Below are 25,974 nucleotides of genomic sequence, written 5' to 3'. Positions count from 1 at the left end.
GTCCCGGGAGTCACCGGACGATTTCGGTGTCCAGGGTCACGGGCCCGGCCGGGGGACCTTCGTCGAGCAGTGTGCGCAGCAGCTCGGCGAGTCTGGTCGGATACACCGTCTCATGTGCCCGAGCGAGTTCCGGGTACGTCCACCAGCGTGCTCCGGCGACACTGCGCCGCTCCAGCTCGGTCAGCGCCGTGGCCGCGGTCGCGGTCTGGGCGGTGCGGGCGAGGTAGTACCACTCGTCCTGGTCCCAGCGGCGGCCGGCGAACGGGAAGGAGCACCTCCGCCGCCACAGCACGGGGCCGAGCTCGACCTCGGTGATGCCGGTCTCCTCGACGAGTTCCCGCAGGGCGGCCTGTTCACGGGTCTCGTCGCCCTCCACGCCGCCGCCCGGCGTGAACCACCAGTCGTCGGTCGGGTCGTCCGGTTCATGGCCGTGCAGCAGCAGGATGCGGTCCCGCGGATCGAGCAGGACCACCCGCGCGACTCTGCGCGGTCCGCCCGTAGCGGATTCCCCGACCGGCAAGACGGGCTCAGCGGGCATCGGCGGTCCCCGCGCCGGCCCGGCCCCGGGACGCGCCCACCCGCTTGGCGAAGGGCCCGTACGCGGCTCCGCCGAGGATGAGCACGGCGCCGGCGATCACCAGCGCGACGACGGTCCTGAGCGGGCCCGGCGAGGAGAGCGCACCGAGCTGTTCGAAGCCGGTGGGCGTCTCGAGCATGCCGTTCACCGGCCAGACCACGGCGTCGACCCTGGCCTGGACCGCGCCACGGGAGACGGTGCCGCCGGCGGCGTCGGTCAGATGGGCCGTGGAGTCCAGCGACCCGGAACGCTCGTCACCGAGCAGGAACAGGCGCCCCTTCGGCACGGTCACCTCGGGGATGGCGCCGGACTCGGCCGCCGTGCCCTCGGCGAGATACGGTTCGTCGATCTCCTCGCCGTTGACCTTCAGCTTGCCGTCCTGGCAGCAGGAGACCGTGTCACCGCCGACGGCGACCACCCGCTTCACCATGGGGAGGTCCGACCATGTCGTGTCCGTGAAGACCACCACGTCACCACGGCGGACGTCGCTCCCGTCGATGCGCTCGGCCAGCACCCGGTCGCCGGCGCCGATCGCCGGCTCCATCGAGGGGGTGGGCACGGTGTACGGCCGGTACAGCACCGCTCCCCAGACGAATCCGCCGAGGAACAGCACCGTACCCAGAGCCACGGCCAGCCCGGACAGCCGCTGCCCGGTCCGGCCACCCGCCCGGGCGGCGCCCGAGCCGCCGCTGCCGGGGGCCGTACGCGTCGTGCTCTGACCACTCATGGGCGGCACCCTACCCGGCGGTACCGGGCCGGGTCAGCCCTGCCTGCGGCCCTCTCCGACGCCGTACCGCCCGCGCCGCCAGAGCACCAGCGGCACCGCGCCCGCGAGCGCGAGTCCCTGGGGCGCGGCCGCCAGGACCGCGGCGGACGACGATCCGGCGGCCAGGCCGGGCTGGTCGAAGGTGTCCGGGACGGGCAGGTTGTTCCAGCGGTTGATCGGCCAGGCGATGACGACGGCGCGGCCGACGACCTTGTCCACGGGGACGAACCCGTCGTTCTTGTCGGCCTGGTTGTACCGCGAGTCCCGGGAGTTCTGGCGGTGGTCGCCCATGACCCAGATGTGGCCCTCGGGGACCTTCACCTTGAACTGGCCGCCCTGGTCGTCCTGGCTGCACGGGGTGTTGCCGGGATACACGTACGACTCGTTCAACGCCATGCCGTTGACCTTCAGCGGACCGGTGCCCTTGCACTCGATCGTGTCACCGCCGACCCCGACGACCCGCTTGATCAGGTCCTTCTCCTCCGCGGACGGCATCAGGCCGATCCAGCTGAGGACCTTCTGCAGGGGATTCGGTTCGGGGGTCGGCTCGCCCGCCAGCCAGTTGTCGGGGTCGTGGAAGACGACGACCTCACCGCGCTCGGGTTCGGAGCCGAACCAGGGGGTGAGCTTGTCGACGAGCACCCGGTCGCCCTGCTGGAGGGTGTTCTGCATCGAGTCGGAGGGGATGGAGAACGCCTGCACCAGGAACGTCTTGATCAACAGCGCCAGCACCAGCGCGATGCCGATCAGGATCGGCAGCTCCTTCCAGAAGGAGCGGGGCTGCTTCGCCTGGGGGGTCCCGTCGCCCGAACCGCCCTGCGTCGTGGGGGGCTGCTCGTCCCCGGGTCCGTCGCCGCCACCCGCCGGGGAGCCGTTCCCGGAGCTCACGAAGTCGTCAGCCGCCGGACCGGCCGCTTCCACGGGACGCCCGCGGTGCTCCTCGCCCCCGCGCCCGGACCGTGCGCCAACCGCCGCATCCCCCACGCCATCTCCTCACTCTCTGCCGCCGCCCGCGCCATGCCCGGCGCAGGCCCACCACTCCCATAACGAGCGGGAGTTCCGCAGGGCTCGGGAGCTGGACCATTCCATCGGGATCGTCCGGGGCAACCCTATGCGACAGCGGGGCGGCAGCGGTCGATCCGGACGCCGAGTCCGACACGGAGGCGTAGGTCGTCGGCTCCTCCAGCATGCTCCAGCGGCCGAGCGGCCAGGCGATGACCATGGCCCGGCCCACCACCTCGTCCTCGGAGACGGTACCGCCGTAGTCGGTGTCCTGGTGGGAACGGGAGTCGGCGGAGTTGGCCCGGTGGTCACCCATCACCCACAGCCGCCCCTCGGGGACGGTGATGTCGAACGGCGTCGTGGACGGGGCGTTGCCGGGATACAGGTAGTCCTCGTTCAGGGGAACGCCGTTGACGGTGACCCGGCCCTGCTCGTCACAGCACTGGACGCGGTCGCCGCCGACGCCGACGACCCGCTTGATGAGGTCCTTCTCGTTCTCGGACGGCAGCAGTCCGATGAAGGTGAGCCCTTCCTTGATCTGCTTGATCCCGACGGGGTCGTCCTTCTTCGGCGTGGTCCGCTCGTCCTGGAGCCAGCCGCCGGGATCCTTGAACACGACGACGTCCCCGCGCTGCGGCCTGGAACCGAACCACGGGGTGAGCTTGTCGACCAGCACCCGGTCACCGATCTGGATCGTCTGCTCCATGGAGCCGGACGGGATGACGAAGGCCTGGACGAGGAACGTCTTCAGCACCAGCGCGATCACGACGGCGACTCCCACCAGCAGGGGGATCTCCTTGATGGCGCTGCGCCTGCGGCGCCGCTTGACCTTGCGCTGGAGCTTGCGCCGCTCCGCCCGGCTGCGTCCGGGGGCCGGGCCGGCCGCACGGCGGGAGCCGGTGGGCAGCGGGTTCTCCACGGCGCTGTCCGGGACTCCGCGCGGTTTGCCGCGGTTACCCATGGGCGTCCTCCGCCGCGTCCGTCGCCGGGGCGGGCACGCGCGCGTAGGCGTCGGGCCGGTGCAGCCGGGTGGCGTGGCCGAAGGGCCAGACGATCCCGTCGGCACGGCCGATCACGCTGTCGACCGGAACCATGCCGCCGCCGGGCGAGCCGAGGTGGTCCCGGGAGTCGCTGGAGCGGCTGCGGTGGTCCCCGAGGACGAACAGGCGCCCGTCGGGCACGACGACGTCGAAGGCCACCGTGGAGGGGCTGTCGCCGGGGTACAGGAAGCCCGACTCGTCGACCGACCGGCCGTTCACCCGGATCCTCCCCTCCCCGTCGCAGCAGACCACGTGGTCCCCGCCCACCCCGACGACCCGTTTGACGTAGTCGGCCGCACCGAAGTACCCGGTGCCGTCGAACACCACCACGTCACCGCGGAGCGGGCCGGCGCCGAAGCGGTACGCCAACTTGTTCACGAGCACACGGTCCCCGACCCTCAATCCCTGTTCCATCGATCCGCTGGGGATCTGGAACGGCCGCGCCACGAACGTGTTCACCGCCAGCAGGAACACCAGGCAGAGCAGCAGGGTCAGGGTAATCCGTCCGCCGGGCAGCCAGTGCGCGGAACGCGGCACCAACGCGGAGCGCGACCGCCCCTCCGGCCCCGCCGTCCCCGAGGTGTCCTCGGGTCCGGCCGGGGGGAGGGAGCGGTCGCGCTCCGTCGGCTGTGCTTCGGTGTCCATCGGGGCCAGATGCTATCCGGCCGCGATATGACGCCGGTAAAGCGCTCAGTTCTCGCGCTTCTCCTTGATCTTCGCCGCCTTGCCGCGCAGCTCGCGCAGGTAGTACAGCTTGGCGCGGCGGACGTCGCCCTTGGTGACGAGCTCGATCTTCTCCACGATCGGGGTGTGCACCGGGAAGGTGCGCTCGACGCCGACGGAGAAGGAGACCTTGCGGACCGTGAAGGTCTCGCGCACGCCGGCGCCCTGGCGGCGGATGACCACGCCCTTGAACTGCTGCACACGGGAGCGGTTGCCCTCGATGACGCGCACGTGGACGTTCACGGTGTCGCCGGGACGGAAGGCGGGGACGTCGCTGCGCAGCGACGCGGAGTCGACGGAGTCGAGCAGGTGAGACATTTCGTCTGCTTTCTTCGCTGATGCCGCAGGTCATCAACGGCAACTAGAGGCTGGGATCGATGCCGTGCGGTTCGGGGCGGGCGTCGTGTCCCCCTGCGGCAGGGGCGCGCGCCGGACCACGCACAACAGCGGCCTATTCTTCCACGCCGCCGGTCCTGCGCCAAAATCGGCCGTACGGCTCTCCGGCGGGGTCCGGTTCCCAGCCCAGGATGGACAGCATCTCGCGGTCCTTCTTGTCGAAGGCCGCGGGGTCGCAGCGCTCGATGAGGTCCGGCCGGTTGGCGGTGGTCCGGCGCAGCGCCTCGTCGCGCCGCCAACGGGCGATCTTCCCGTGGTGGCCGCTGAGCAGCACGTCCGGTATGCCGCGCCCGCGCCACCGCGGCGGCTTGGTGTGGACGGGGCCCTCCAGGAGGTTCGCCATGGCCCCGGGCGCGAAGGAGTCGTCGCGGTGCGACTCGGCGTTGCCGAGGACGCCGGGGAGCAGCCGTGCGACGGCCTCCGTGACGACGAGGACCGCCGCCTCGCCGCCGGCCAGGACGTAGTCGCCGATGGACACCTCGTACACGGGCATCCGGGTGGCGTACTCGTCGACGACACGGCGGTCGATGCCCTCGTAGCGGGCCGGGGTGAAGATCAGCCAGGGGCGCTCGGAGAGCCGGACGGCAAGCTCCTGGGTGAAGGGCCGGCCACTGGGGGTGGGGACGATCAGGGCCGGCTCGCGGGAGCCGGTCTCGTAGCCGTCCGCCAGGACCGAGTCGAGCGCGTCCCCCCACGGCTCGGTCTTCATGACCATGCCGGGACCGCCGCCGTACGGGGTGTCGTCCACGGTGTTGTGCCGGTCGTACGTCCAGTCGCGCAGATCGTGTACGTGCACGTTCAGCCGACCGCGCGCGCGTGCCTTGCCGACGAGGGAGACGTTCAGCGGTTCCAGGTACTCGGGGAAGATCGTGACGACGTCGAGCCGCATCACGCCTCTTCCCCTGCGGCGTCCCGCGCGGAGGCGATCTCGGCGCGGTCGTCGATCAGGCCGGGCGGCGGGTCGATGACCGCGCGCTGTTCCTCCAGGTCGATCTCGGTGACGATCTCCTCGACGAACGGCACGTACACCTCGCTGCCGTCGGGACGCTCGACCACGAAGAGGTCCTGGGTGGGCAGGTGCGAGATCTCGGTGATCCGGCCGACCTGCTCGCCGTCCTCCGTGACGACGTCCAGGTCGATCAGCTGGTGGTCGTAGTACTCGTCCTCGTCCTCGGGGCGCTCGTCCGGGTCGACGTCGGCGATGAGGAGGGTGTTGCGCAGGGCCTCGGCGCCGTTGCGGTCGCGGACGCCCTCGAAGCGCAACAGGAGGCGGCCGCTGTGGACGCGGCCGGTCTCGATGGTGAGCGGCCCGACGGAGGCGGGGTCGGTGGTCAGGACGGCACCGGGCCCGAGCCTCAGCTCCGGTTCGTCGGTGCGGACCTCTACGGTGACCTCGCCCTTGATGCCGTGGGCACGACCGATGCGAGCGACTACCAGCTGCACTGTGCTTGATCTCCTGTCGGACTGCGACGAGCCCACTCACTGCTCATACGACTGCGGGCCGGGGACGGCCCAGTGGCCTTCCCCGGCCCGAGCCGGTGCTGCGTTCGGCGTCAGCGGACGTGGTCCACGTCGACGAGGTCGACGCGGACACCGCGGCCGCCGATGGCGCCCACGACGGTGCGCAGGGCGCGCGCGGTGCGGCCGTTGCGGCCGATCACCTTGCCGAGGTCGTCCGGGTGGACCCGGACCTCGAGCACACGCCCGCGGCGCAGGTTGCGCGAGGCGACCTGCACATCGTCAGGGTTGTCGACGATGCCCTTCACGAGGTGCTCGAGAGCCTCCTCGAGCATGCTCAGGCCTCGGTCGACGCGGACTCGGCGGCGGCCTCGTCCTTCTTCTCAGCCTTCTTCTTCTGGGTGATCGCCTCACCCTTGCCCTCGTCGTCGCCACCGAGCGCCTCGAAGGACGGGCGGGCCGACTTCTCGGCGGGCTGGAGCAGCGGAGCCGGGGCGGGCTCGCCCTTGAACTTCTGCCAGTCGCCGGTCTTCTTCAGGATGGCGAGCACGGGCTCGGTCGGCTGGGCGCCGACACCGAGCCAGTACGCCACGCGCTCGGCGTCGACCTCCATCACCGACGGGTTGTACGTCGGGTGGTACTTGCCGATCTCCTCGATGGCCCGGCCGTCACGGCGGGTACGGGAGTCGGCGACGACGATGCGGTAGTGAGGCGAACGGATCTTGCCCAGACGCTTCAGCTTGATCTTGACTGCCACGGGAGTGGGTTCTCCTGAAATTGACGTGGTTGGGCACGGCGAGATGTGCCGCGTGGGGTTGCGGTACCCGAGTGCCCGATGGACGCGTCAGCCGGAGGAGAGAGGGGTCCTGTGCGACTGTCGAGTACAGCTAGCCATTGTGCCACACCCTGCGGGGCGCGCTTCACCGAGGGGGTACGGGAAAGTGGGCACGCTGGGGAGGTACCCGGCGTCTCGGTGACCGCGCGGCGGGTGCGCCGACGGGGTGCCGCGTCCGTCCGCGCCGACGGGGCGGCGCGGACGGACGCGGTGACGGCGGGGCGGCGGGGTGGTTCCGGCATCCACGAGATGCCGGGGCCGTCAGCTCGCGGCCGCCACCACTTCCGGGATCCGGAAGGGCTTGCCGCAGCCTCCGCAGACGATGGGGGCCTGGGCGAGGACCGAGGGGACGACGCGGACGTTGCGTCCGCAGTCGCAGACCGCCTTGACACGGACACCACCCCCGGAGGAGCCGTGCCGTGCGGCCGGGCCGCGGAAGCTGCGGGCGGTGTCGCCCGCGGTCGCCGCGGAGTGCGCCTTCAGGGCGCGCTGGAGGCGCTCCGTCGTCGGGCGGTAGCGGCGCTTCGCCTCGGGGGTGAGTGTGACCAGGGAGAAGCCACTGCTGGGATGCGGTTCCTCGGGGTGGTCCAGGCCCAACTCCTCGGCGATCGCGAGGAATCTGCGGTTGTGGTAGCGGCCGGCGCGGGATGTGTCGCGTACGCCGCGCGCGGCGGCGACGCCGTGGACTGCCTCGTGCAGCAGTCGTTCGAAGGAGAGTTCGTGACCGCACGCGGACGACGACTCCCCGATCAGGGACTCGGGCGCGGCAAGATCGGGCAGCTCGGGGTGGTACCGCTGAATGTCGGCCCACGCCTGCGCCAGCTCTGCGGCGAGAACAGGTGGTGTCTGTGTCGTGCTCACGTAATGACAACGAGCCTGGGTACCTCCGTGTTCCGATTCCGGGGCATCCCAAATAATTTGCACGTACCCGTCAGTTGCCACTGATGTGTCCTGACGAGTACGGGTGCGCTGATCTGCGGAGAAGCCTCGCAGCTCGCCTCAAGGTGGTGCGTAGGCTGACGTACGCCCCGCGCGCAAGCGGTCTCCGCGCGCCGGTGCGCGTGAGGCTCGCGGATGCGCAAGAGGTGTTTCGGCCGCTCTCGCGGAGACACGGCGTCCGGCTCGGCGGGCACGCCACGGGCGCGACGTTACCGGGTCCGCCCCCGCAGCCGCACACCGCCCCGCCGCAAACCGCTCCCGGCTCCGTCGGCCTCGGCCGGAACCGGCGCACGGGCACCTCCGCCATGACGGACGGGGCGGGCCGGCATGACCGGAATGTGAATTCTTGCCACTGGCACAGGCGAGTACCAAGCCGCCGCCGCATTCCACTGGACGACACGACCGGGGCGGAGTTTCCTGGCATACGGGGGGGTGTGCGGGGCGCACTGCACGGGGGCCAGGGAATCGGGCACTGCGGCAACTCTCGGCTGATTGGGGCGCTTATCTATGACACCTACGCTCGTGCGGCAGCACCTGCCTCGCACGGGGGCCGTCCCCCGTGCGGACCTGCGTGCACGCGCGCGTGACTGGTCCGAGATCCAGGAGCGGATGCTCGTACCGCTCTACGAGGCCGTCTACGAGCGACTGGACGTGGGTCCCACGACACGACTGCTCGGTCTCGGCTGCGGCTCGGGACTGGCCCTGCTGATGGCGGCCTCGCGCGGTGCCGCGGTCGCCGGCGTCGACACCTGTGCCGACCGTCTGGCCCTCGCCCGGGAACGATTACTGCCCGACGAGCGGGACGCACGCGTGCGTGACGACACCCGGATCGTGCGGGGCTCGCCCGGGGAGGCCGCCCGCGCGGACACGCCCGCGTACACCGTGGTGACCGCCTTCGAGCCGATCGGCTGCCTCGCGGGGGACGCGGAACGGCTGGGCGAGCTGCTCGCCGAGGCGGTGCCGCTCGCCGGGCGCGGAGCGGCCGTGGTGCTGGCCGGCTGGGGTCCGCCGGAGCGGTGCGCCACGGCGTCCGTGATCCGGGTGGCCACCGGGCCGGCGGAACCGCTGGGCGGCGGCACGGGCGCCTGGCGCCCCGCGGACCGCGACGACCTGGAACGGGTCGCCGCGCGGGCGGGGCTGCGGCCGGACGGCTCCGGACGGGTGGCCTGCCCGTTCGGCTACGCCGACGCGGACAGCGCGGTACGGGGCCTGAAGTCGACCGGGCTGTTCGACTCGGCGGTCACGGCCACGGATCAGGCGCAGGTCGACAAGGAACTGGCGGAAGCCCTGCATCCGTACCGGCGGCCGGACGGGACCGTGTGGATGCCGAACGTGTTCCGGTACCTCGTCGCCCGCGTTCCCTGAGACAGGGAGCACAGCGGACACGGCACCGGGGCGCCCCCTCTCGACGAGGGGGCGCCCCGGTGCCGTGCGACGGGTTCTCAGCCCATGAACTTCTTGAACTCGTCGGGCAGCTCGAAGTCCTTGCCGCCCTGCTGCGGCAGCCCGAAGGCGTTGCCGCCCTCCGCCGCCGCGGCGCGGCGCGCGGCCTCCTCCTGCTCCTGCTGCTTGCGCTTCATCGGGTTGCCGGAGCGCTGCTTGCCCTTGGCCTGCTTCTGCTTCTTCTTCTGCCGGCCCGGACCGCCGCCCATGCCCGGCATCCCGGGCATCCCCGGCATGCCGCCGCCCTGAGCCATCCGGGACATCATCTTGCGGGCCTCGAAGAACCGCTCGACCAGGCCCTTCACCGCGCTGACCTCGACACCGGAACCCTTGGCGATACGGGCACGGCGCGAGCCGTTGATGATCGTCGGATCCTGGCGTTCGCCCGGGGTCATCGACTTGATGATCGCGGCGGTGCGGTCGACGTCCCGCTCGTCGAGGTTGTTGATCTGGTCCTTGATCTGGCCCATGCCGGGAAGCATGCCGAGCAGCTTGGAGATGCTGCCCATCTTCCGGACCTGCTCCATCTGGGCCAGGAAGTCGTCCAGGGTGAAGTCCTGGCCCTTCTTCGACGCCAGTTTGGAGGCCATCTTCTCGGCCTCTTCCTGACTGAACGTCTTCTCCGCCTGCTCGATCAGGGTGAGCAGGTCACCCATGTCGAGGATGCGGGAGGCCATCCGGTCCGGGTGGAAGGCATCGAAGTCGTCGAGCTTCTCACCGTTGGACGCGAACATGATCGGCTTGCCGGTGATCTGCCGGATCGACAGGGCCGCGCCACCGCGGGCGTCGCCGTCGAGCTTGGAGAGCACCACGCCGTCGAAGCCGACGCCGTCGCGGAACGCCTCGGCGGTGTTGACGGCGTCCTGACCGATCATGGCGTCGACGACGAACAGGATCTCGTCCGGGGAGACGGCGTCGCGGATGTCCGCGGCCTGCTGCATCATCTCCTGGTCGATGCCCAGGCGGCCGGCGGTGTCCACGATCACGATGTCGTGGACCTTGGTCTTCGCGAACTCGATGGAGTCCCTGGCGACCTTCACCGGGTCGCCCACGCCGTTGCCCGGCTCGGGCGCGTAGACGGCGACGCCCGCGCGCTCGGCGACGACGCTCAGCTGGTTGACGGCGTTGGGGCGCTGGAGGTCGGCGGCGACCAGCACCGGCGAGTGGCCCTGCTCCTTCAGCCAGCGGCCGAGCTTGCCCGCGAGGGTGGTCTTACCGGCACCCTGCAGACCGGCCAGCATGATCACGGTGGGGGGCTGCTTGGCGAAGCGCAGCCGGCGGGTCTCGCCGCCCAGGATCGTGACGAGCTCGTCGTTGACGATCTTGAGGACTTGCTGGGCGGGGTTCAGCGCCTTGGAGACCTCGGCGCCGAGCGCGCGCTCCTTGACGTTCTTGATGAACGCGCGGACGACCGGCAGGGCCACGTCCGCTTCCAGCAGGGCGATGCGGATCTCACGCGCCGTGGCGTCGATGTCCGCTTCGCTCAGCCGGCCTTTTCCGCGGAGGTTTTTGAAGGTCGCGCTGAGGCGGTCGGAGAGAGTATCGAACACGGCGGCGTCGGTCCTCGGGGTCGGGAGCGGTTCTGGGCTGCCCTCCAGGGTATCCGGCCCGGCGAGCAAATCGCCCCCGCCCGCCGCAGTCGGTGGACGGGGGCGGATCCCCGTGTGGGCGGGGAGCGCGCCCGACCGGCGCACGGAACGGCCACGAGGTCACACCCGCAGCGTCTCCTCCAGCTTCCGGGCCATGGACACCGCCTCCTCGCCGGGAAGGGGCGAGCCGTCCGGCGAGGTCACGTAGAAGGCGTCGACCGCGTTCGCGCCCAGCGTGCTCGCGTGCGCGCTGCGCACCCGCACGGCCGCGTCCTCCAGCGCCCGCCCGATGCGGAACAGCAGCCCGGGGGCGTCCTGGGCCCGGACCTCGATCACCGTGGCGTGCCGGGAGGCGGCCGGGGCGACCGTCACGCGCGGCGGGGGCGCCACCACGCCCCGGCAGCGTGGGTAGGCGGCGTCCCGTTCGGCGAGCCGGCCGGCGATGTCCAGAGTGCCGTCGAGGGCGCGGACGAGATCCGCGCGGAGCCGGGCGGCCTGGGGCAGGGAGCCGTACTCGGCGGCGACCCGCCAGTCCAGCAGCAGTACGGAGCCGTCCACGCCGTCCGGGAGGTCCAGGGCCCGCAGCTCGGCCGTGCGCACGGTCAGCCGGTGCATGGCGAGCACCCCTGCCACGGCGGGCAGGACGCCCGCCTGGTCGGGTACGGCGATGCGCAGTTCCACGCCCAGCGGCTCGGGGTCGCCGGAGGGCTCGGTGGGCGGCTCGGCCCGGGTCCGCAGGGACAGCACAGGCGCGCCCGTGACGACGGCCTCGATCGCCAGGCGCTCCTGTTCCGCGGTGGGCACGGCTTCCTCGGGCCCGTCCGGGACGTCTCCTGACAGCACGGCACGGGCCCGTTCGACCAGGTCCGCGACGAGCGAGGCGCGCCAGGACGACCATGCGGCCGGGCCGGTGGCGAGGGCGTCCGCCTCGGTGAGGGCGTGCAGCAGTTCGAGGGTGCCCTGGGCTCCGACGGCGTCGGCGACCGCGCGTACGGTGGCGGGGTCCTCCAGGTCACGCCGGGTGGCGGTCTCGACGAGCAGCAGGTGGTGGCGCACGAGGGTGGCGATCACCGTGACGTCGTGCCGGTCGAAGCCGATGCGGGCGGCGACGTCCCTGGCGATGACCTCGCCGGACACCGAGTGGTCGCCGGGCCAGCCCTTGCCGATGTCGTGCAGCAGCGCGGCGACCAGCAGCAGGTCGGGGCGGCTGACCCGGCGGGTGAGCGCGGAGGCGCGCACGGCGGTCTCGATGAGGTGCCGGTCGACGGTCCACAGGTGCACGGCGTTGCGCTGCGGGCGGCAGCGCACCCGGTCCCAGTCCGGCAGCAGCAGGCTGACCAGGCCCTCCGCCTCCAGCGCCTCCCAGACCTCGACGGTGGGACGCCCCGAGCCCAGCAGGGTGACGAGCTGTTCGCGGGCCTCGGCGGGCCAGGGCACGGGCAGCGGGCGGGCGCCGGCCGCCATGCGCCGTACGGCGTGCGGGGAGAGCGGGAGTCCGGCCTGGGCGGCGGCTGCCGCGGCACGCAGGGGAAGCACGGGGTCGCGGTCGGGGCGCGCGGCGCGGGCGAGCACCACCTCGCCGTCCTGTTCCACGACCCCTTCGGCCAGCGGGGAGCGCTCGGGCGCCGGTTTCCCGCCGCCGAGGACGGCGCGCAGCCGGGGCCGCACCGCGCGGGAGCGCAGGACGCGTCCCACTTCGCGCCAGGTGACGTCACCGGCGTAGGCGATGACCCGCGCGGCCTCGTAGACCTGCCGCAGCAGCGCGTCCGCGTCGAGCACGCCCAGTTCGGCCGCGACCTGGTCCTGTTCCTGGAGCGCGAGCCGGTCGGTGGCGCGCCCGGTCGTCAGGTGCAGGGCGTCCCGTACGTCGAGGAGCCGGCGGCGGGCGTCGGCGAGGCCCTCGCGCGGGGCGTCGGCCAGCCAGGAGGCGGCGACGGCGCGCAGGGCGGTGGCGTCGCGCAGTCCGCCGCGGGCCTCCTTGAGGTCGGGTTCCAGGAGGTACTGCAGTTCGCCCTGGCGTCCGGCGCGCTCCTCGCACAGCTCCCGCAGGGCGGGAAGACGTTTCGGCGCCTGGTTGCGCCAGTCGGCGAGCACCGTCGTGCGCAGGGACGTGGTGAGGCCGAGGTCGCCGGCGATGTGCCGGGCGTCCAGCAGGCCGAGCTGCGCCTTGAGGTCCTCGCCCGCGGTCCTGCGGGCCTCGGCGGCGGTGCGGACGGAGTGGTCGAGGTCGAGTCCCAGGTCCCAGACGGGGTACCAGAGGCGGTCCGCCAGGGCGGCGACCGCCTCGGGGTCGCCGCCGTCGTGCAGCAGGAGGAGGTCGAGGTCGCTGCGCGGGGACAGCTCCGCACGCCCGTAGCCGCCCACGGCGACCAGGGACACCCCGCGCGCCCCCCGCGCGCCCCCCGCGAACAACCCGCCGAGCCAGTCGTCGGTGAGGTCCGCCAGGGCGGTACGGCGCGGCGGCCCGGACCGCGTCCCCTCGGTGAGGAGGCGCAGCCGGGCCGCCGCGTAGCCGCCGGGTCCCGGGTCCTCTGCTTCTTTCGTCACGTCCGTACGCGTCACCCGGCCACTCCCGTTCTCGTGTCTCAGAGCGCGTCCGGGCCGCGCTCGCCGGTCCGTACCCGTACGGCCGTCTCGACCGGGATCGACCAGACCTTGCCGTCACCGATCTTGCCGGTGCGGGCCGCCTTGACCACGACGTCGATCAGCTGCTCGGCGTCGTCGTCCTCGACCAGCACCTCGATGCGGATCTTGGGCACCAGGTCGACGGTGTACTCGGCGCCGCGGTAGACCTCGGTGTGGCCGCGCTGGCGGCCGTAGCCGCTGGCCTCGGTGACGGTCAGGCCGTGCACTCCGAAGGCCTGCAGGGCCTCCTTGATCTCGTCGAGCCGGTGCGGCTTGACGACGGCGGTGATGAGCTTCATGCGTCCACCTTCTTGTTCTCGGCCGGGGCGACGGGGGCGGTGACCGCGGTGCGGGCCGCGCCGCCGCCGGCGCCGCTGAAGTCGTATGCGGTCTCGGCGTGCTCGGCCTGGTCGATGCCGGCCACCTCGTCGTCCTCGGAGACTCGCATGCCGATCGTCCTGTCGAGGAGGAAGGCGAGGACCGCGGAGACGACCAGGGAGTAGGCGAGGACGCCGAAGACACCGGCGCACTGCTTCCAGAACTGGTCCAGGCCGCCGCCGTAGAAGAGGCCCGCGACATCGGACTGGCCCTTGCCGGTGGCGAAGAAGCCGACGAGGAGCGAGCCGAGGATGCCGCCGACGAGGTGGACGCCGACGACGTCGAGGGAGTCGTCGTAGCCGAGCCTGTACTTCAGGCCGACGGCCATGGCGCACAGCACACCTGCGATGACGCCGACGGCGATCGCGCCGAGCGGGGAGACCGCGCCGCCGGCCGGGGTGATGGCGACCAGACCGGAGACCGCGCCGGAGGCGGCGCCCAGCGTGGTGAACGCGCCGTGGCGGATCTTCTCGTAGGCGAGCCAGCCGAGGACGGCGGCGCCGGTGGCGACCTGGGTGTTGACGAACATCAGCGCGCCGACGCCGTCGTCGTTGCCGAGCCAGGAGCCGGCGTTGAAGCCGAACCAGCCGAACCACAGCAGAGCGGCGCCGAGCATGACCAGCGGGAGGCTGTGCGGGCGCATCGGGTCCTTCTTGAAGCCGATCCGCTTGCCGATCACCAGGATCACACCGAGCGCGGCGGCACCGGCGTTGATGTGGACCGCCGTACCGCCGGCGAAGTCGATGACGCCCAGTTCGAAGGCCCAGCCGCCGGCGCCCCAGACCCAGTGCGCGACGGGGAAGTAGACGACGGTGGCCCACAGGGCGACGAACAGCGCCCACGCGGTGAACTTCACCCGGTCCGCGAGCGCTCCGCTGATCAGCGCGGGCGTGAGGACGGCGAACATCAGCTGGAACACCAGGAAGACGAAGACCGGGATGGTGTAGCCGTCCCAGAGTTCGGTCAGGCCGATGTCACTCAGGCCGACCCAGTCGGAGTTCCAGCCGATGAGGCTGCCGGAGTCGGTGCCGAACGCCATGGAGAAGCCGTACAGCACCCACAGGACGGTGACGATCCCCAGGCTGATGAAGCTCATCATCAGCATGTTCAGCGTGCTCTTGACGCGGACCATGCCTCCGTAGAAGAAGGCGAGACCCGGGGTCATGAGCATCACCAGGGCGGAACAGATGAGCATGAACCCTGTGTTGGCGGCGGACAGCGTGGGCGCGTCTGCGGCCAGGGTGATGGCTGGTGCCATCGGCGTCTCCTCGTCGTTGGTACGGCCCCGTGCGGGCGAAGCCTTGGGCGGATTGAGGGGTGGGCCGGTTATGCGCCATGAGATTCGCGCAGCGCCGTTTCGGTGGAAGCCCCTCGTTGTTTCGCCGCCGTGACGAAGGCACCCGGCGTGTTACGGGTCGGTGAACCGCCGGATTCGGACAGCACTGGTCGTTGCGTGGCACAACCTTCACCGCAGGACACGGCAACCACCCGTTGAGGAACCACGACGGCGGGCAACCACATCCGCGAGAGCGGAGCCGGTCCAGGCGCGAAAAGGTGCCGGCCGCGGCCGGCCTCCGAATGACCTGGCATGGGGGAGCCGAGTCGGGCGGTTCGGGAGGGCCGGCCGCGGCCGGGGCCTAGCGGTACCTCGGGGGTGTCAGACCGCGTCCGCGGTCTCGGGCAGCTCGATCGCGAGCCGCTCGCTGAGTTCGACGACTTCGGCGAGGTCCCCGAAGTCGCGTACGGCGGTGTCGACCGTCTTTCGGATACGAGTGTTGACGCGCTCGGAACGGACCTTTTTGGCCGCCTTGATGGCATCGGTGGCGAGGGCCGCGCTCTGCTCGGGCTCGTTCTGCAGCAGGTGGACGGTGGCCATGCCGATCAGGTTGAGGGCATAGGAACGCTGGTGCTCGCCGCTCTCCCGGCCGAACAGCTCCACGGCCCGCCGCATCAGCGGCTCGGCGAGCGAGGCGTAGGTGGGGCTGCGGCCGGCGACGTAGGCCAGGTCGCGGTAGGAGTGGGAGTTCTCCGCGTACAGCTCGGCCTCGGAGAAGAAGCCGATCCAGTCGGGGTCGGGCTCGTCCCACTCGTCGGCCTCGGCGAAGGTGTCCTCGGCCATCCGCACCGCCCGCTTGCACCGGCCGGGCTGGCCCATGTTGGCGTAGGCGCGGGCCTCCATCGCATACAGCATGGACTGGGTGCGCGGACCCGCGCAGTCCCGGCTGCCGTACTGCGCGAGGTGGATCAGCTCCAGGGCGTCCTCGGGCCGGCCGAGGTGGATCATCTGCCGGCTCATGCTGGACAGCACGTACGAGCCGAGCGGCCGGTCGCCGGCCTCCTTGGCCGCGTGCAGGGCGAGCACGAAGTACTTCTGCGCGGTGGGCTGGAGCCCGACGTCGTACGACATCCAGCCGGCCAGTTCGGCGAGTTCGGCGGCGACCTTGAACAGGCGCCGGGTGGTGGCCTCGGGCTGGGGTTCCTGGAGCAGGTCGGTCACCTCGTGCAGCTGTCCGACGACCGCCTTGCGGCGCAGGCCGCCGCCGCACTGGGCGTCCCACTGCCGGAACATCACGGTGGTGGTCTCCAGCAGGTCCAGTTCCGGCCTGGAGAGCCGGCCGCGGGCGCGGGCGGAGGAGGAGACCGGTTCGGCCTCGGGCGGGGCCAGCGGGGCGGACGGGGAGGGGACGAGCCAGCGCTGCATGGGCTCGATGAGGGACGGGCCCGCGGAGAGGGCCAGCGAGCTCCCGAGGAAGCCGCGCCGCGCCAGCATCAGGTCGCTGCGCGAGAACTCGCTGAGCAGGGCCACGGTCTGCGGGCCCGTCCAGGGCAGGTCGACGCCGGTCGCGGAGGGCGCCGGACGGGTGGTGCGCAGGCCCAGGTCCTCGACGGAGACGACGACGCCGAAGCGTTCGGAGAACAGCTCGGACAGGATTCTGGGGATCGGCTCGCGCGGGTTCTCGCCGTCCAGCCAGCGGCGCACGCGCGAAGTGTCGGTGGAGATGTGGTTGGCACCCAGCTGGCGTGCTCGGCGGTTGACCTGGCGGGCGAGTTCGCCCTTGGACCAGCCGCTGCGGACGAACCACGACGCGAGCAGCTCGTTCGGACGTTTCTCCGCACTCGCAGCGTTCGTCCCGCCACCGCCGTTGCCGCTCACTGGAACGCCCCCATCCCTGAAGACCACTTGTCGCCGAGTGCGCCAAGCCCTATCAGAATGCCGGTCGCCGGGGCGGCTCGTCCGACGGTTGTCACCCTTCGAACGGAAAGCCGAGTTGCCTCCGGCATACCCACGAGTGCATGTGCCCCAAGAAGCCGTGCACACACAGTAACCCTACGATCACCCGTCCCACCATGACGGAACCGCAATCGCCACCATTCGCCACCCCTTCGAATGAACTCGCCGTCGCCGCCCCACGATTCACTTGACACGAGACAGTCAAAAGTGGATGCAGCGGTGCACCGAAAGGCGCACTCGGCCGAGCACGCCACCTCGGACGCTTCGAAGCGCCGGTTGAGGGATGCGGCACCGGGAAGTCGGAAACAGAGAGTCACTTTGCCCGTTCGCTAAGTAACCGCTGCTGCGTCGGACCCGTTGGAGGGGGCATGGGCTTCACGATCGGCATCAGCCGGGGCATCCGCGACATCCGGTCCGGCTCGCGTCGCCGGAGCCGCTCCTCGGACGGCACCGTCGCGGCGGAGTACACCGGGCTGTGGGGCTGGGACGTGGTGCCGGGCGTCCGGGCCGCCGCGGGCGTCTGCTCCTGCGGGAGCGCCGACTGCCGGGCGCCGGGCGCGCATCCGCTGGGCCACGCGCCGGTGATCCGCGCCGGGACCCCGCTGGACGAGGTGACCACGGTGTGGTCGGAGTTCCCGGGAGCCTCGCTGATGCTGCCGGTCGGACGGGCGTTCGACGTGATCGAGGTCGCGGAGGCCGCCGGGCGCCACGCCCTGGCCCGGCTGGAGCGCATGGGTCTGCCGGTCGGCCCGGTCGCCGCCACCCCGGACGGCCGCGCCCACTTCTTCGTCGCCCCCGGCGCCGCCGCCGCACTGCCCGAGCTGCTCTACCGCATGGGCTGGGACGACCCGGCCGCCCTGGACCTGCGCGGCCTCGGACCGGGTACGCACATCACGGCGCCGCCGTCCGACCGGGGCGACCTGGGCCCGGTGCGCTGGCTCCGCTCCCCCGCCCTGGACTCGGCGGCGCCCCGCCCACCGGAGGCTCGCCTGCTGCTGGGCACGCTGGCGTACGTGGCACACCGGTCGGGTGTGTAGCCCTCCCTTCCCGGCACGGCGAAGCGCCCGCCCCCCGACCGGTGCGGGGGCGGGCGCTTCTCGCGTCTGCCGGGCTCTCCTCGGGCGCCGGGGTCACTCCCCGATGAGGGCGTCCACGAACGCGTCCGGCTCGAACGGCGCCAGGTCGTCCGCGCCCTCGCCGAGTCCGATCAGCTTGACCGGCACGCCCAGCTCGCGCTGCACGGCGATCACGATGCCGCCCTTGGCCGTGCCGTCCAGCTTGGTGAGCACGATGCCGGTGATGTCGACGACCTCGGCGAAGACCCGGGCCTGGACCAGACCGTTCTGACCGGTGGTGGCGTCGAGCACGAGCAGCACCTCGTCCAGCGGGGCCTGCTTCTCCACGACCCGCTTGACCTTGCCGAGCTCGTCCATGAGGCCGGTCTTGGTGTGCAGCCGGCCCGCGGTGTCGATGAGCACGGCGCCGGCGGCCATCTCCTTGCCCTCCTTGACCGCGTCGAAGGCGACGGAGGCCGGGTCACCACCCTCCGGGCCGCGCACGGTGTGGGCGCCGACCCGCTCGCCCCAGGTCTGCAGCTGGTCGGCGGCGGCGGCGCGGAAGGTGTCGGCGGCGCCGAGCACGACGGTGTTGCCGTCGGCGACCAGGACGCGGGCGAGCTTGCCGGTGGTGGTGGTCTTGCCGGTGCCGTTGACGCCGACGACCATCACGACGCCGGGGCCGCCGGCCGGGTTCTCGGTGTGCACGGTGCGGTCCATCTCGGGGCCGACCAGTGTGATCAGCTCCTCGCGGAGCAGTCCGCGCAGCTCCTCGGGGGTGCGGGTGCCGAGCACCTTCACGCGCTCGCGCAGCCGCTCGACCAGCTCCTGGGTGGGCTGCACACCGACGTCGGCGGTGAGCAGGGTGTCCTCGATCTCCTCCCAGGTGTCCTCGTCGAGGTGCTCGCGGGACAGCAGGGTGAGCAGGCCCTTGCCCAGGGCGTTCTGTGAGCGGGAGAGACGGGCGCGCAGCCGGACCAGACGGCCGGCGGTGGGCTCCGGGATCTCGATCTCGGGAGCCTCGGCGGCGGGCGGTTCCTCGATGACGACGGGACCGGCGCCCGCCGGAAGATCAACCTCCTCGATGGTGCGCCGCGGTCCCTCCCGCGGCGTCTCGGCCTCTTCGCCGACGTGCGGCTCGGCCGGAGGGGCGGTGATGTCGGGCGCGGCGGGCGGCGGCGGGGGCAGCGGCTTCCTGCGCCGGCTGCCGACGATGAGCCCGCCGAGCGCGCCGAGCACGACCACGGCGATGACTACAGCAAGGATGACGATGTCCATAACAGCCCCAGTATGGCGCGACCTCTCACGAGGCCGTTCGTTGTACGCGCGGGGCCCGCGAAGGCCCGCGCCCGATGACCGGGGGCCCCGGGGAGAACGCACCGCCGCCCTCGCCCGAGTGACCCGGACGAGGGCGGCGAGGGTGCGAGGAGAGGGCGGCGGGGACCTGAGCCCTCCTCCTCGGACCAGGAGGGCTGCTCAGCCCATCTCCTCCAACGTCTTGCCCTTCGTCTCCTTCACGAACTTCAGGACGAACGGGATGGAGAGCGCGGCGAAGACCGTGTAGATCACGTAGGTGACCGACAGGTTCCAGTCGGCCAGCGAGGGGAAGCTCGCGGTGATGGCCCAGTTGGCGACCCACTGCGCGGCGGCGGCGACGCCGAGGGCGGCGGCGCGGAGCCGGTTGGGGAACATCTCGCCGAGCATGACCCAGACGACCACGCCCCACGACAGGGCGAAGAAGAGGACGAAGACGTGCGCGGCGATCAGGGCGACCCAGCCCTGGGTGGCCGGCAGCGCTCCGTCGACGAGGTCGGCTGAGAAGGCCCAGGCCTCGAGGGCGAGACCGATCACCATGCCGACGGAGCCGATGATCGCGAGCGGCTTGCGGCCGATGCGGTCGACGAAGATCATCGCGATGACGGTGCCGACGATGTTGATGATCGACGTGGTGAACGAGTAGAAGAACGAGTCCGTCGGGTCGACTCCGACCGACTGCCACAGCGTCGAGGAGTAGTAGAACGCGACGTTGATGCCGACGAACTGCTGGAACACCGACAGGCCGATGCCGATCCAGACGATCGGCTTGAAGAAGAAGCTGCCGCCGAGCAGGTCCTTGAAGCTGGACTTCTCCTCGCGGTGCATCGCCGACTCGATCTCGGTGACGCGGGCGGTCAGGTCGATGTCCTTGCCCTCGACCTCCTCGAGGATCTGCCGGGCGCGCTCGTGCTTGCCGACGGAGATCAGGTAGCGCGGGGACTCGGGGATGGCGAAGGAGAGCAGGCCGTAGAGGACCGCCGGGATCACCATGACGCCGAGCATGACCTGCCAGGCCTCCAGGCCCATCAGCTCACCGCGCTGGTCGCCGTCGGCGGCGTTGAGGATGCCCCAGTTGACCAGCTGGGACACGGCGATGCCGACGACGATCGCGGCCTGCTGGAAGGAGCCGAGCCGGCCGCGGTAGGCGGGCGGGGCGACCTCGGCGATGTAGGCCGGGCCGATGACGGAGGCCATGCCGATGGCGAAGCCGCCGACGACGCGCCAGAAGGCGAGGTCCCACAGCGCGAAGGGCAGCGCGGAGCCGACGGCGCTGACGGTGAACAGGACCGCGGCGATCTGCATGCACCGGATGCGGCCGATGCGGTCGGCTATGCGGCCGGCGGTCGCGGCGCCGACGGCACAGCCGATCAGGGCGATGGCGATGACTTGCGCGAGCGCGGCGGAGCCGATGTCGTAGCGGCCGCGGATGGCCTCGACGGCACCGTTGATCACGGAGCTGTCGTAGCCGAAGAGGAAACCGCCCATGGCGGCCGCAGCCGCGATGAAGATGACGTGCCCGAGATGTTCGGGGTGAGCCGCCTTGGCTCCTGACTGCTGTGCCTGCGGTGTGCTGGTCACGTTGTACTCCTCGGGCCACCGGCAACATCGCCGGATGGGGGGTCAGCCCTTCGAGGTCCAACTGAAGGTACCTGAAGGTAAAAGCAACATTGCAGAGACTATGTCTTCAACTTTTGAAGTCAATAGGCCGTGTGCTGTGACTTTAGAGACGCGTTGGAGTAAAGACCGTTCAGATCTTGAAGATTATGTGCCGGTCTAGCGCAGGCGCTGACTGATGACCTTGGACACGCCGTCGCCCTGCATGGAGACGCCGTAGAGCGCGTCGGCGACCTCCATGGTGCGCTTCTGGTGCGTGATCACGATCAGCTGCGAGGCCTCCTGCAGCTCCTGCATGATCCGGATCAGCCGCTGGAGGTTGGTGTCGTCGAGGGCGGCCTCGACCTCGTCCATGACGTAGAACGGACTGGGCCGCGCCTTGAAGATCGACACGAGCATCGCCACCGCGGTCAGCGACCGCTCGCCTCCCGAGAGCAGGGAGAGCCGCTTGACCTTCTTGCCCGGCGGCCGCGCCTCGACGTCCACACCCGTGGTGAGCATGTTGTCGGGGTCGGTCAGCACCAGACGGCCCTCACCGCCCGGGAACAGCCGGGAGAAGACGCCCTCGAACTCGCGCGCGGTGTCCCGGTAGGCCTCGGTGAAGACCTGCTCGACGCGTTCGTCGACCTCCTTGACGACCTGGAGCAGGTCCGCGCGGGTCTTCCTCAGGTCCGCCAGCTGCTCGCTGAGGAACTGGTGGCGTTCCTCGAGCGCCGCGAACTCCTCCAGGGCGAGCGGGTTCACCTTGCCGAGCTGCTGGTAGGCGCGCTCGGCGGCCTTCAGGCGTTTCTCCTGCTCGGCCCGGACGAAGGGGCGGGGCCGGTTGCGCGGGTGCTCCGGGTCCTCCGGCAGCTGCTCGCCCTCGGCGGGGGGCGAGGGCGGCACCGGCTGGTGCGGGCCGTACTCCGACACCAGCCCTGCCGGTTCCACACCCAGTTCCTCCAGCGCCCTGGTCTCCAGCTGCTCCATCCGCAGCCGCTTCTCCGCTCCCAGTACCTCGCCGCGGTGAACTGAATCCGTCAACTTGTCGAGTTCCGCCTTGAGATCGCGTCCCTCGGTGCGGGCGCGGGCGAGTTCCTGCTCGCGGCGGGCCTTGACGGCCTCGGCGGCGGCGCGCTCCCGGTCGGCGCGGGCCAGGGAGACCTCGACGTGCGCGAGGAGCTGCCGGGCGCCGGAGGCGACGGCCCCGGCGACGGCGGCCTCGTGGCGCAGCCGGGCCCGGCGCTGTTCGGCTCGCGCGCGTGCCTCGCGTTCCGCGCGGGCGGCGCGGTCCAGTGAGTCGGCCCGTCCGGCGAGCCCCTTCACCCGCTCCTCGTGCGTACGGACCTGGAGACGGGCCTCCATCTCGGTCTGGCGGGCATTGGCCCCGTCGGCGGCGAGCCGGTCGCGTACGGCGGTGTCGGGCTCCTCCTCGAACGGCGTCTCCTCGGCGACGGCGAGCCGCTCGGCGAGTTCCTCGACGTCGATGAGCGCCTTGTCGAGAGCTTCCTGGGCCCGGGCCGCGGCGGCTCCGGCCCGCTCGGCCTCCCCGGCGGCACCGCGCGCCTGTCCCGCGAGCCGGCCGAGCTGCTGGGCGACGGAGGACTTCTCCCGGTCCGCGGCCCGGCGCCGCTCCCCGAGCTCCTCGACGAGGCCCGCGCACTCCCGGCGCCGGCCGGCCGCCGCCTCCTGCTCCTCGGCCAGCTCCGCGCACCGCACGGCCAGCTCCTCCAGCTCCGCGGCGGCCTCGTCCACGGACGCCTGTACTTCCAGCAGGCTGGGGGCGCCCGCCGAACCACCCTGCGCGAAGTGGACGCCGAGCAGATCGCCTTCGGCGGTGACGGCGGTGAGACGGGGGTGGGCGGAGACGAGCTCCTCGGCGTCCTCCAGGGTGCCGACGACGACGATGTGGCGCAGGAGCCGTCGTACGGCCGGCATGAGCTCGGGAGGTCCGCCGACCAGACGCTCGGCGGGGAGGCCGGGGCCGTCGTGGCCGGTCGCGCCGTCCTCCGTGTCCCCCCGGAGGTCCGGTGTCGCGGTCAGGAGCAGGGCCGCCCGGCCCGCGTCCTGTGTGCGGAGCAGGCGGATCGCGTCGGCCGCGGCGGACGGTGATGTCGCCGCCAGGGCGTCCGCCGCCGTGCCGAACGCGGCCGCGAGCGGTACCTCGTAGCCGGCCGTCACCGTCAGCAGCTCCGCGGCCGGACCCAGCAGCCCCGTGAGGCGGTCCTTCGCGCCCAGCAGGGCGCCGGTGCCGTCCTTGCGGCGCAGGCCGAGCGCCAGTGCCTCGTGGCGGGCCTGGGTCGCGGCGTGCTTCCGTTCCACGGTGGTGACCGCCTCACGGGCGGCGGTGAGGGCGGTCTCGGCCTCCGCGAGCCGCCGCTTGGCGTCCTCGTGCCGCTCGGCGAGTTCGGTGTCGCCCGCGTCGAGGCCGTCGACCTCGGCCCGGAGCGCCTCGTACTCCTCCTGCGCGGCGACGGCCCGCTCCTGGGCCTCGTCACGCGCGGCGGCCAGCCGCTCGATCTCGGCCTGGGCCGCGGCGGCACGCGAACGGGCCGCGCCCACCTGCCCCTTGAGCCGGGCGAGCCCTTCGCGCCGGTCGGCGATGGCCCGCGCGACGTCCTTCAGGCGCCGTTCCTCCTGGGCGAGTTCGCGTTCCAGTTCCGCGCGGTGGGAGACCGTGTCCTCCAGGGCGCGTTCGGCCGCCTCCAGGGCGGCCTCCAGTTCGGCCTCCTGCTCGCGGATGCGGGCGGCCTCGCGCTCCATGTCCTCGGGGTCCCGTCCGCGCCGCTCCTCGACGGACGCGGACGTCGCGCTCTTCACGCGCGCGTCGGCCAGCGAGATCGTGCCGCGCACCCGCTCGGCGAGCTGGGAGAGCTCGTACCAGGTCTGCTGGGCGCTGTGCAGGCGCGGGCTGAGCCGGCGCACCTCGTCCTCCAGGTGGGCCTCGCGCTGGAGCGCCTTCCCCAGCTCGGCCTCGGCCGCCTCCTTGCGCTCCTTGAGGGCGGTCTCGTCGGCGATCTCGGCCCGCAGCGCCTCGCGCAGCCGTACGAGGTCGTCGGCGAGCAGCCGCAGCCGGGCGTCGCGCAGGTCGGCCTGGATGACGGCGGCCCGCCGCGCGACGGCGGCCTGACGGCCCAGCGGCTTGAGCTGGCGCCGCAGCTCTTCGGTGAGGTCCTGCACGCGGGCGAGGTTGGCCTGCATCGCGTCCAGCTTCCGCAGCGCCTTCTCCTTGCGCTTGCGGTGCTTGAGGACGCCGGCGGCCTCCTCGATGAAGGCGCGGCGGCCCGCGGGGTCGGCGTGCAGGACGGAGTCGAGCCGGCCCTGGCCGACGATGACGTGCATCTCACGGCCGATGCCGGAGTCCGACAGCAGTTCCTGGATGTCGAGGAGCCGGCAGGTGTCGCCGTTGATCTGGTACTCGCTGCCGCCGTTGCGGAACATGATCCGCGTGATGGTGACCTCGGAGTACTCGATGGGGAGGGCACCGTCGGAGTTGTCGATGGTCAGGGACACCTCGGCGCGGCCCAGCGGGGGGCGGCCGGTGGTGCCGGCGAAGATGACGTCCTCCATCTTGCCGCCGCGCAGCGACTTGGCGCCCTGCTCGCCCATGACCCAGCTGAGCGCGTCCACGACATTGGACTTGCCCGAGCCGTTCGGACCCACGACGCAGGTGATCCCCGGCTCGAAGCGGAGCGTGGTCGCGGAGGCGAACGACTTGAAGCCGCGGAGGGTCAGAGCCTTGAGGTGCACGCCGCCGGACTCTACCCGCCGGGCCGATCCCACTCCATGAACGCCCGGTTTCGCGGGTGAACGCGAAGGGCACACCAGACGTTGAAGACGGTGAAAGGATGCGCGGGACAGCGAGTGCTGAGCGCGGGGCGCAAGTGCCGGGGTGAGGTCGCGGAGGCGGGAAAGAAAGAAGGGACGCCGGGGCGTCCCTTGCAATTCTGACTGCTCGGCGGTGGTGACGGGCGGGCCCGACCACTGCTGTGCTGTTCGTACAGCGGTGAGGTGATCAGGTGAGCGCAGGCTCCGCCTGGTGTGCGTCAACGCTCTCCGTGATCCTGTCGTGAGAAGCGGCAGCCGCCAGCGCGTCCTTCTCCGCCTGAATCCGTACGAGCTCGGATTCCAGGTCCTGGACACGCTGCTGGAGCCGTCGCATCTCGGCGAGGAGTCGCGGGTCGGAGCCGCCGACGTAACCGAGAAGCGCCTTTGCCATGATGGATGGTCCTCCACAATGAGTGACCGACCGATGCGGTGTGGGTCGTGAGGGATTCGCACCCGCGGTGCTTGGCAGGCCTGGAGTTGTGCTGCCGTTCAGCCATGCCAAACAGCTAAGGTGCGCGGGGCTTTCAGCGTCTCACCAAAAAGTTTGAGGGTCAACACGATCACGCCCCGTATTGGCGGACAACCGGGCGCGCACGGCCGACGGAGGGCGGCGGCGCGAGTCTCACGGGTCCTCGGGACGTGGCGATCATCTTGGCCGCCGACGCCGCCCACGGCAAGCCCTTCTCGGCAATCACCAGGAGTTTTCCTCCGGGAAGGCCGCGCCACGCGGACCGTCCGGGGCGTTCGGGGCCGCCGGAGCGGGCGGGATCAGCGGATGGCGAAGCCCTCATAGCCACCGCGCGGTGTGTCCCAGATCTCGGTGACTCCGTCCACGTCCCCGGGCGTGTCGCCGGCCTGGAGCCAGTCGAGCAGCCCTTCGCAGCGTTCACGGGCGCCCTCGGCGACCACTTGGACCCTGCCGTCGCCCAGATTGAGAGCAAAACCACTCAGGCCGCCGATCTCCAGCGCCTTGGCGCGCGTGAACCAGCGGAAACCCACACCTTGGACACGCCCTCGCACCCAGGCGACCAGTCGCACATCCTCGCTCATGGCTGCAACCTAACCGGACAAAGTCACTAGGGGCACACCGTGCCCTTGCGCCATGCGGTAGCGTCCCCACCCATAAATCTCATATGAAACTCATTCGTTCGTGTGAGTTTCGTGATCGTCGCGTTTGG

At 71.6% G+C, this 25,974-nt stretch carries 23 protein-coding genes; 2 read left to right on the top strand and 21 right to left on the bottom strand.

What is annotated here, in order from left to right:
- Positions 1–10 precede the first annotated feature (10 nt).
- The 11 genes from ACZ8ZB_RS24545 to ACZ8ZB_RS24495 form a co-directional block, all read right to left on the bottom strand.
- Complete coding sequence (locus tag ACZ8ZB_RS24545; protein WP_470739794.1) at positions 11–538, bottom strand: NUDIX hydrolase; 528 nt, start codon at positions 536–538, stop codon at positions 11–13.
- Entirely contained in the window at positions 528–1,304 is a 777-nt protein-coding gene (gene lepB, locus ACZ8ZB_RS24540; protein WP_470739793.1) for a signal peptidase I, read from the bottom strand. The genes ACZ8ZB_RS24545 and lepB (ACZ8ZB_RS24540) overlap by 11 nt, the downstream gene beginning before the upstream one ends.
- A 33-nt stretch (positions 1,305–1,337) precedes the next feature.
- The gene (gene lepB / locus ACZ8ZB_RS24535; protein WP_470739792.1) at positions 1,338–2,327 is read right to left on the bottom strand and encodes a signal peptidase I; all 990 of its coding nucleotides are present in this window, start codon (positions 2,325–2,327) and stop codon (positions 1,338–1,340) included.
- Entirely contained in the window at positions 2,239–3,306 is a 1,068-nt protein-coding gene (gene lepB, locus ACZ8ZB_RS24530; protein WP_470739791.1) for a signal peptidase I, read from the bottom strand. Before lepB (ACZ8ZB_RS24530) ends, lepB (ACZ8ZB_RS24535) begins: the two co-directional genes overlap by 89 nt.
- Positions 3,299–4,030, bottom strand: a complete 732-nt coding sequence (gene lepB, locus ACZ8ZB_RS24525) for a signal peptidase I (RefSeq protein WP_470739790.1) — start codon at positions 4,028–4,030, stop codon at positions 3,299–3,301. The genes lepB (ACZ8ZB_RS24530) and lepB (ACZ8ZB_RS24525) overlap by 8 nt, the downstream gene beginning before the upstream one ends.
- Positions 4,031–4,075: 45 nt before the next feature.
- Positions 4,076–4,426, bottom strand: a complete 351-nt coding sequence (gene rplS / locus ACZ8ZB_RS24520) for a 50S ribosomal protein L19 (RefSeq protein ID WP_190098062.1) — start codon at positions 4,424–4,426, stop codon at positions 4,076–4,078.
- A 133-nt stretch (positions 4,427–4,559) separates the two neighbouring features.
- The gene (gene trmD, locus ACZ8ZB_RS24515) at positions 4,560–5,393 is read right to left on the bottom strand and encodes a tRNA (guanosine(37)-N1)-methyltransferase TrmD (RefSeq protein ID WP_470741571.1); all 834 of its coding nucleotides are present in this window, start codon (positions 5,391–5,393) and stop codon (positions 4,560–4,562) included.
- Positions 5,393–5,947, bottom strand: coding sequence for a ribosome maturation factor RimM (gene rimM / locus ACZ8ZB_RS24510; protein ID WP_470739789.1), 555 nt, complete (start codon positions 5,945–5,947; stop codon positions 5,393–5,395). Before rimM ends, trmD begins: the two co-directional genes overlap by 1 nt.
- 110 nt (positions 5,948–6,057) lie before the next feature.
- Positions 6,058–6,297: an RNA-binding protein gene (locus ACZ8ZB_RS24505; protein WP_003973401.1), complete on the bottom strand. Its 240-nt coding sequence runs from the start codon at positions 6,295–6,297 to the stop codon at positions 6,058–6,060.
- A gap of 2 nt (positions 6,298–6,299) precedes the next feature.
- Positions 6,300–6,719 (bottom strand): 30S ribosomal protein S16, encoded by a 420-nt coding sequence (gene rpsP, locus ACZ8ZB_RS24500; RefSeq protein WP_004924855.1) that lies wholly within the window; start codon positions 6,717–6,719, stop codon positions 6,300–6,302.
- A gap of 339 nt (positions 6,720–7,058) precedes the next feature.
- A complete protein-coding gene (locus ACZ8ZB_RS24495; protein WP_030866134.1) occupies positions 7,059–7,658 on the bottom strand; it encodes a hypothetical protein in 600 nt (199 codons plus the stop codon).
- Between the two features lie 585 nt (positions 7,659–8,243).
- Between ACZ8ZB_RS24495 and ACZ8ZB_RS24490 the strand changes: the two genes are divergently transcribed.
- Positions 8,244–9,101, top strand: coding sequence for an SAM-dependent methyltransferase (locus ACZ8ZB_RS24490; RefSeq protein WP_470739788.1), 858 nt, complete (start codon positions 8,244–8,246; stop codon positions 9,099–9,101).
- A 77-nt stretch (positions 9,102–9,178) separates the two neighbouring features.
- Here the strand turns inward: ACZ8ZB_RS24490 and ffh are convergent, their stop codons facing one another.
- The 5 genes from ffh to nsdA form a co-directional block, all read right to left on the bottom strand.
- The gene (ffh, locus tag ACZ8ZB_RS24485; RefSeq protein ID WP_470739787.1) at positions 9,179–10,729 is read right to left on the bottom strand and encodes a signal recognition particle protein; all 1,551 of its coding nucleotides are present in this window, start codon (positions 10,727–10,729) and stop codon (positions 9,179–9,181) included.
- A 159-nt stretch (positions 10,730–10,888) separates the two neighbouring features.
- A complete protein-coding gene (locus tag ACZ8ZB_RS24480; protein WP_470739786.1) occupies positions 10,889–13,330 on the bottom strand; it encodes a [protein-PII] uridylyltransferase in 2,442 nt (813 codons plus the stop codon).
- 23 nt (positions 13,331–13,353) lie between these two features.
- Positions 13,354–13,692: a P-II family nitrogen regulator gene (locus ACZ8ZB_RS24475; RefSeq protein WP_030231663.1), complete on the bottom strand. Its 339-nt coding sequence runs from the start codon at positions 13,690–13,692 to the stop codon at positions 13,354–13,356.
- Complete coding sequence (locus ACZ8ZB_RS24470; protein ID WP_470739785.1) at positions 13,689–15,029, bottom strand: ammonium transporter; 1,341 nt, start codon at positions 15,027–15,029, stop codon at positions 13,689–13,691. Before ACZ8ZB_RS24470 ends, ACZ8ZB_RS24475 begins: the two co-directional genes overlap by 4 nt.
- A gap of 399 nt (positions 15,030–15,428) precedes the next feature.
- Positions 15,429–16,925, bottom strand: coding sequence for a transcriptional repressor NsdA (gene nsdA, locus ACZ8ZB_RS24465; RefSeq protein WP_470739784.1), 1,497 nt, complete (start codon positions 16,923–16,925; stop codon positions 15,429–15,431).
- A 446-nt stretch (positions 16,926–17,371) separates the two neighbouring features.
- Here nsdA and ACZ8ZB_RS24460 point away from each other — a divergent pair, with 446 nt between their 5' ends.
- On the top strand, positions 17,372–18,040 hold the full coding sequence (locus tag ACZ8ZB_RS24460; RefSeq protein WP_470739783.1) for a bifunctional DNA primase/polymerase: 669 nt from the start codon (positions 17,372–17,374) through the stop codon (positions 18,038–18,040).
- Between the two features lie 93 nt (positions 18,041–18,133).
- Here the strand turns inward: ACZ8ZB_RS24460 and ftsY are convergent, their stop codons facing one another.
- From ftsY to ACZ8ZB_RS24435, 5 genes are all read right to left on the bottom strand, one after another.
- Positions 18,134–19,336 (bottom strand): signal recognition particle-docking protein FtsY, encoded by a 1,203-nt coding sequence (gene ftsY / locus ACZ8ZB_RS24455; protein ID WP_470739782.1) that lies wholly within the window; start codon positions 19,334–19,336, stop codon positions 18,134–18,136.
- 198 nt (positions 19,337–19,534) lie between these two features.
- Positions 19,535–20,953, bottom strand: coding sequence for a sugar porter family MFS transporter (locus ACZ8ZB_RS24450; RefSeq protein WP_470739781.1), 1,419 nt, complete (start codon positions 20,951–20,953; stop codon positions 19,535–19,537).
- A gap of 195 nt (positions 20,954–21,148) precedes the next feature.
- Positions 21,149–24,718: a chromosome segregation protein SMC gene (gene smc, locus ACZ8ZB_RS24445; protein WP_470739780.1), complete on the bottom strand. Its 3,570-nt coding sequence runs from the start codon at positions 24,716–24,718 to the stop codon at positions 21,149–21,151.
- A gap of 265 nt (positions 24,719–24,983) precedes the next feature.
- Complete coding sequence (locus tag ACZ8ZB_RS24440; RefSeq protein ID WP_468794819.1) at positions 24,984–25,187, bottom strand: hypothetical protein; 204 nt, start codon at positions 25,185–25,187, stop codon at positions 24,984–24,986.
- Between the two features lie 377 nt (positions 25,188–25,564).
- Positions 25,565–25,846 (bottom strand): acylphosphatase, encoded by a 282-nt coding sequence (locus tag ACZ8ZB_RS24435; protein WP_470739779.1) that lies wholly within the window; start codon positions 25,844–25,846, stop codon positions 25,565–25,567.
- Between the last annotated feature and the right edge of the window lie 128 nt (positions 25,847–25,974).

The organism is Streptomyces sp. 12E (assembly GCF_055633275.1).
Note: the sequence above shows the minus strand (reverse complement) of the source record. Positions and strands in the feature narration are given on the sequence as shown.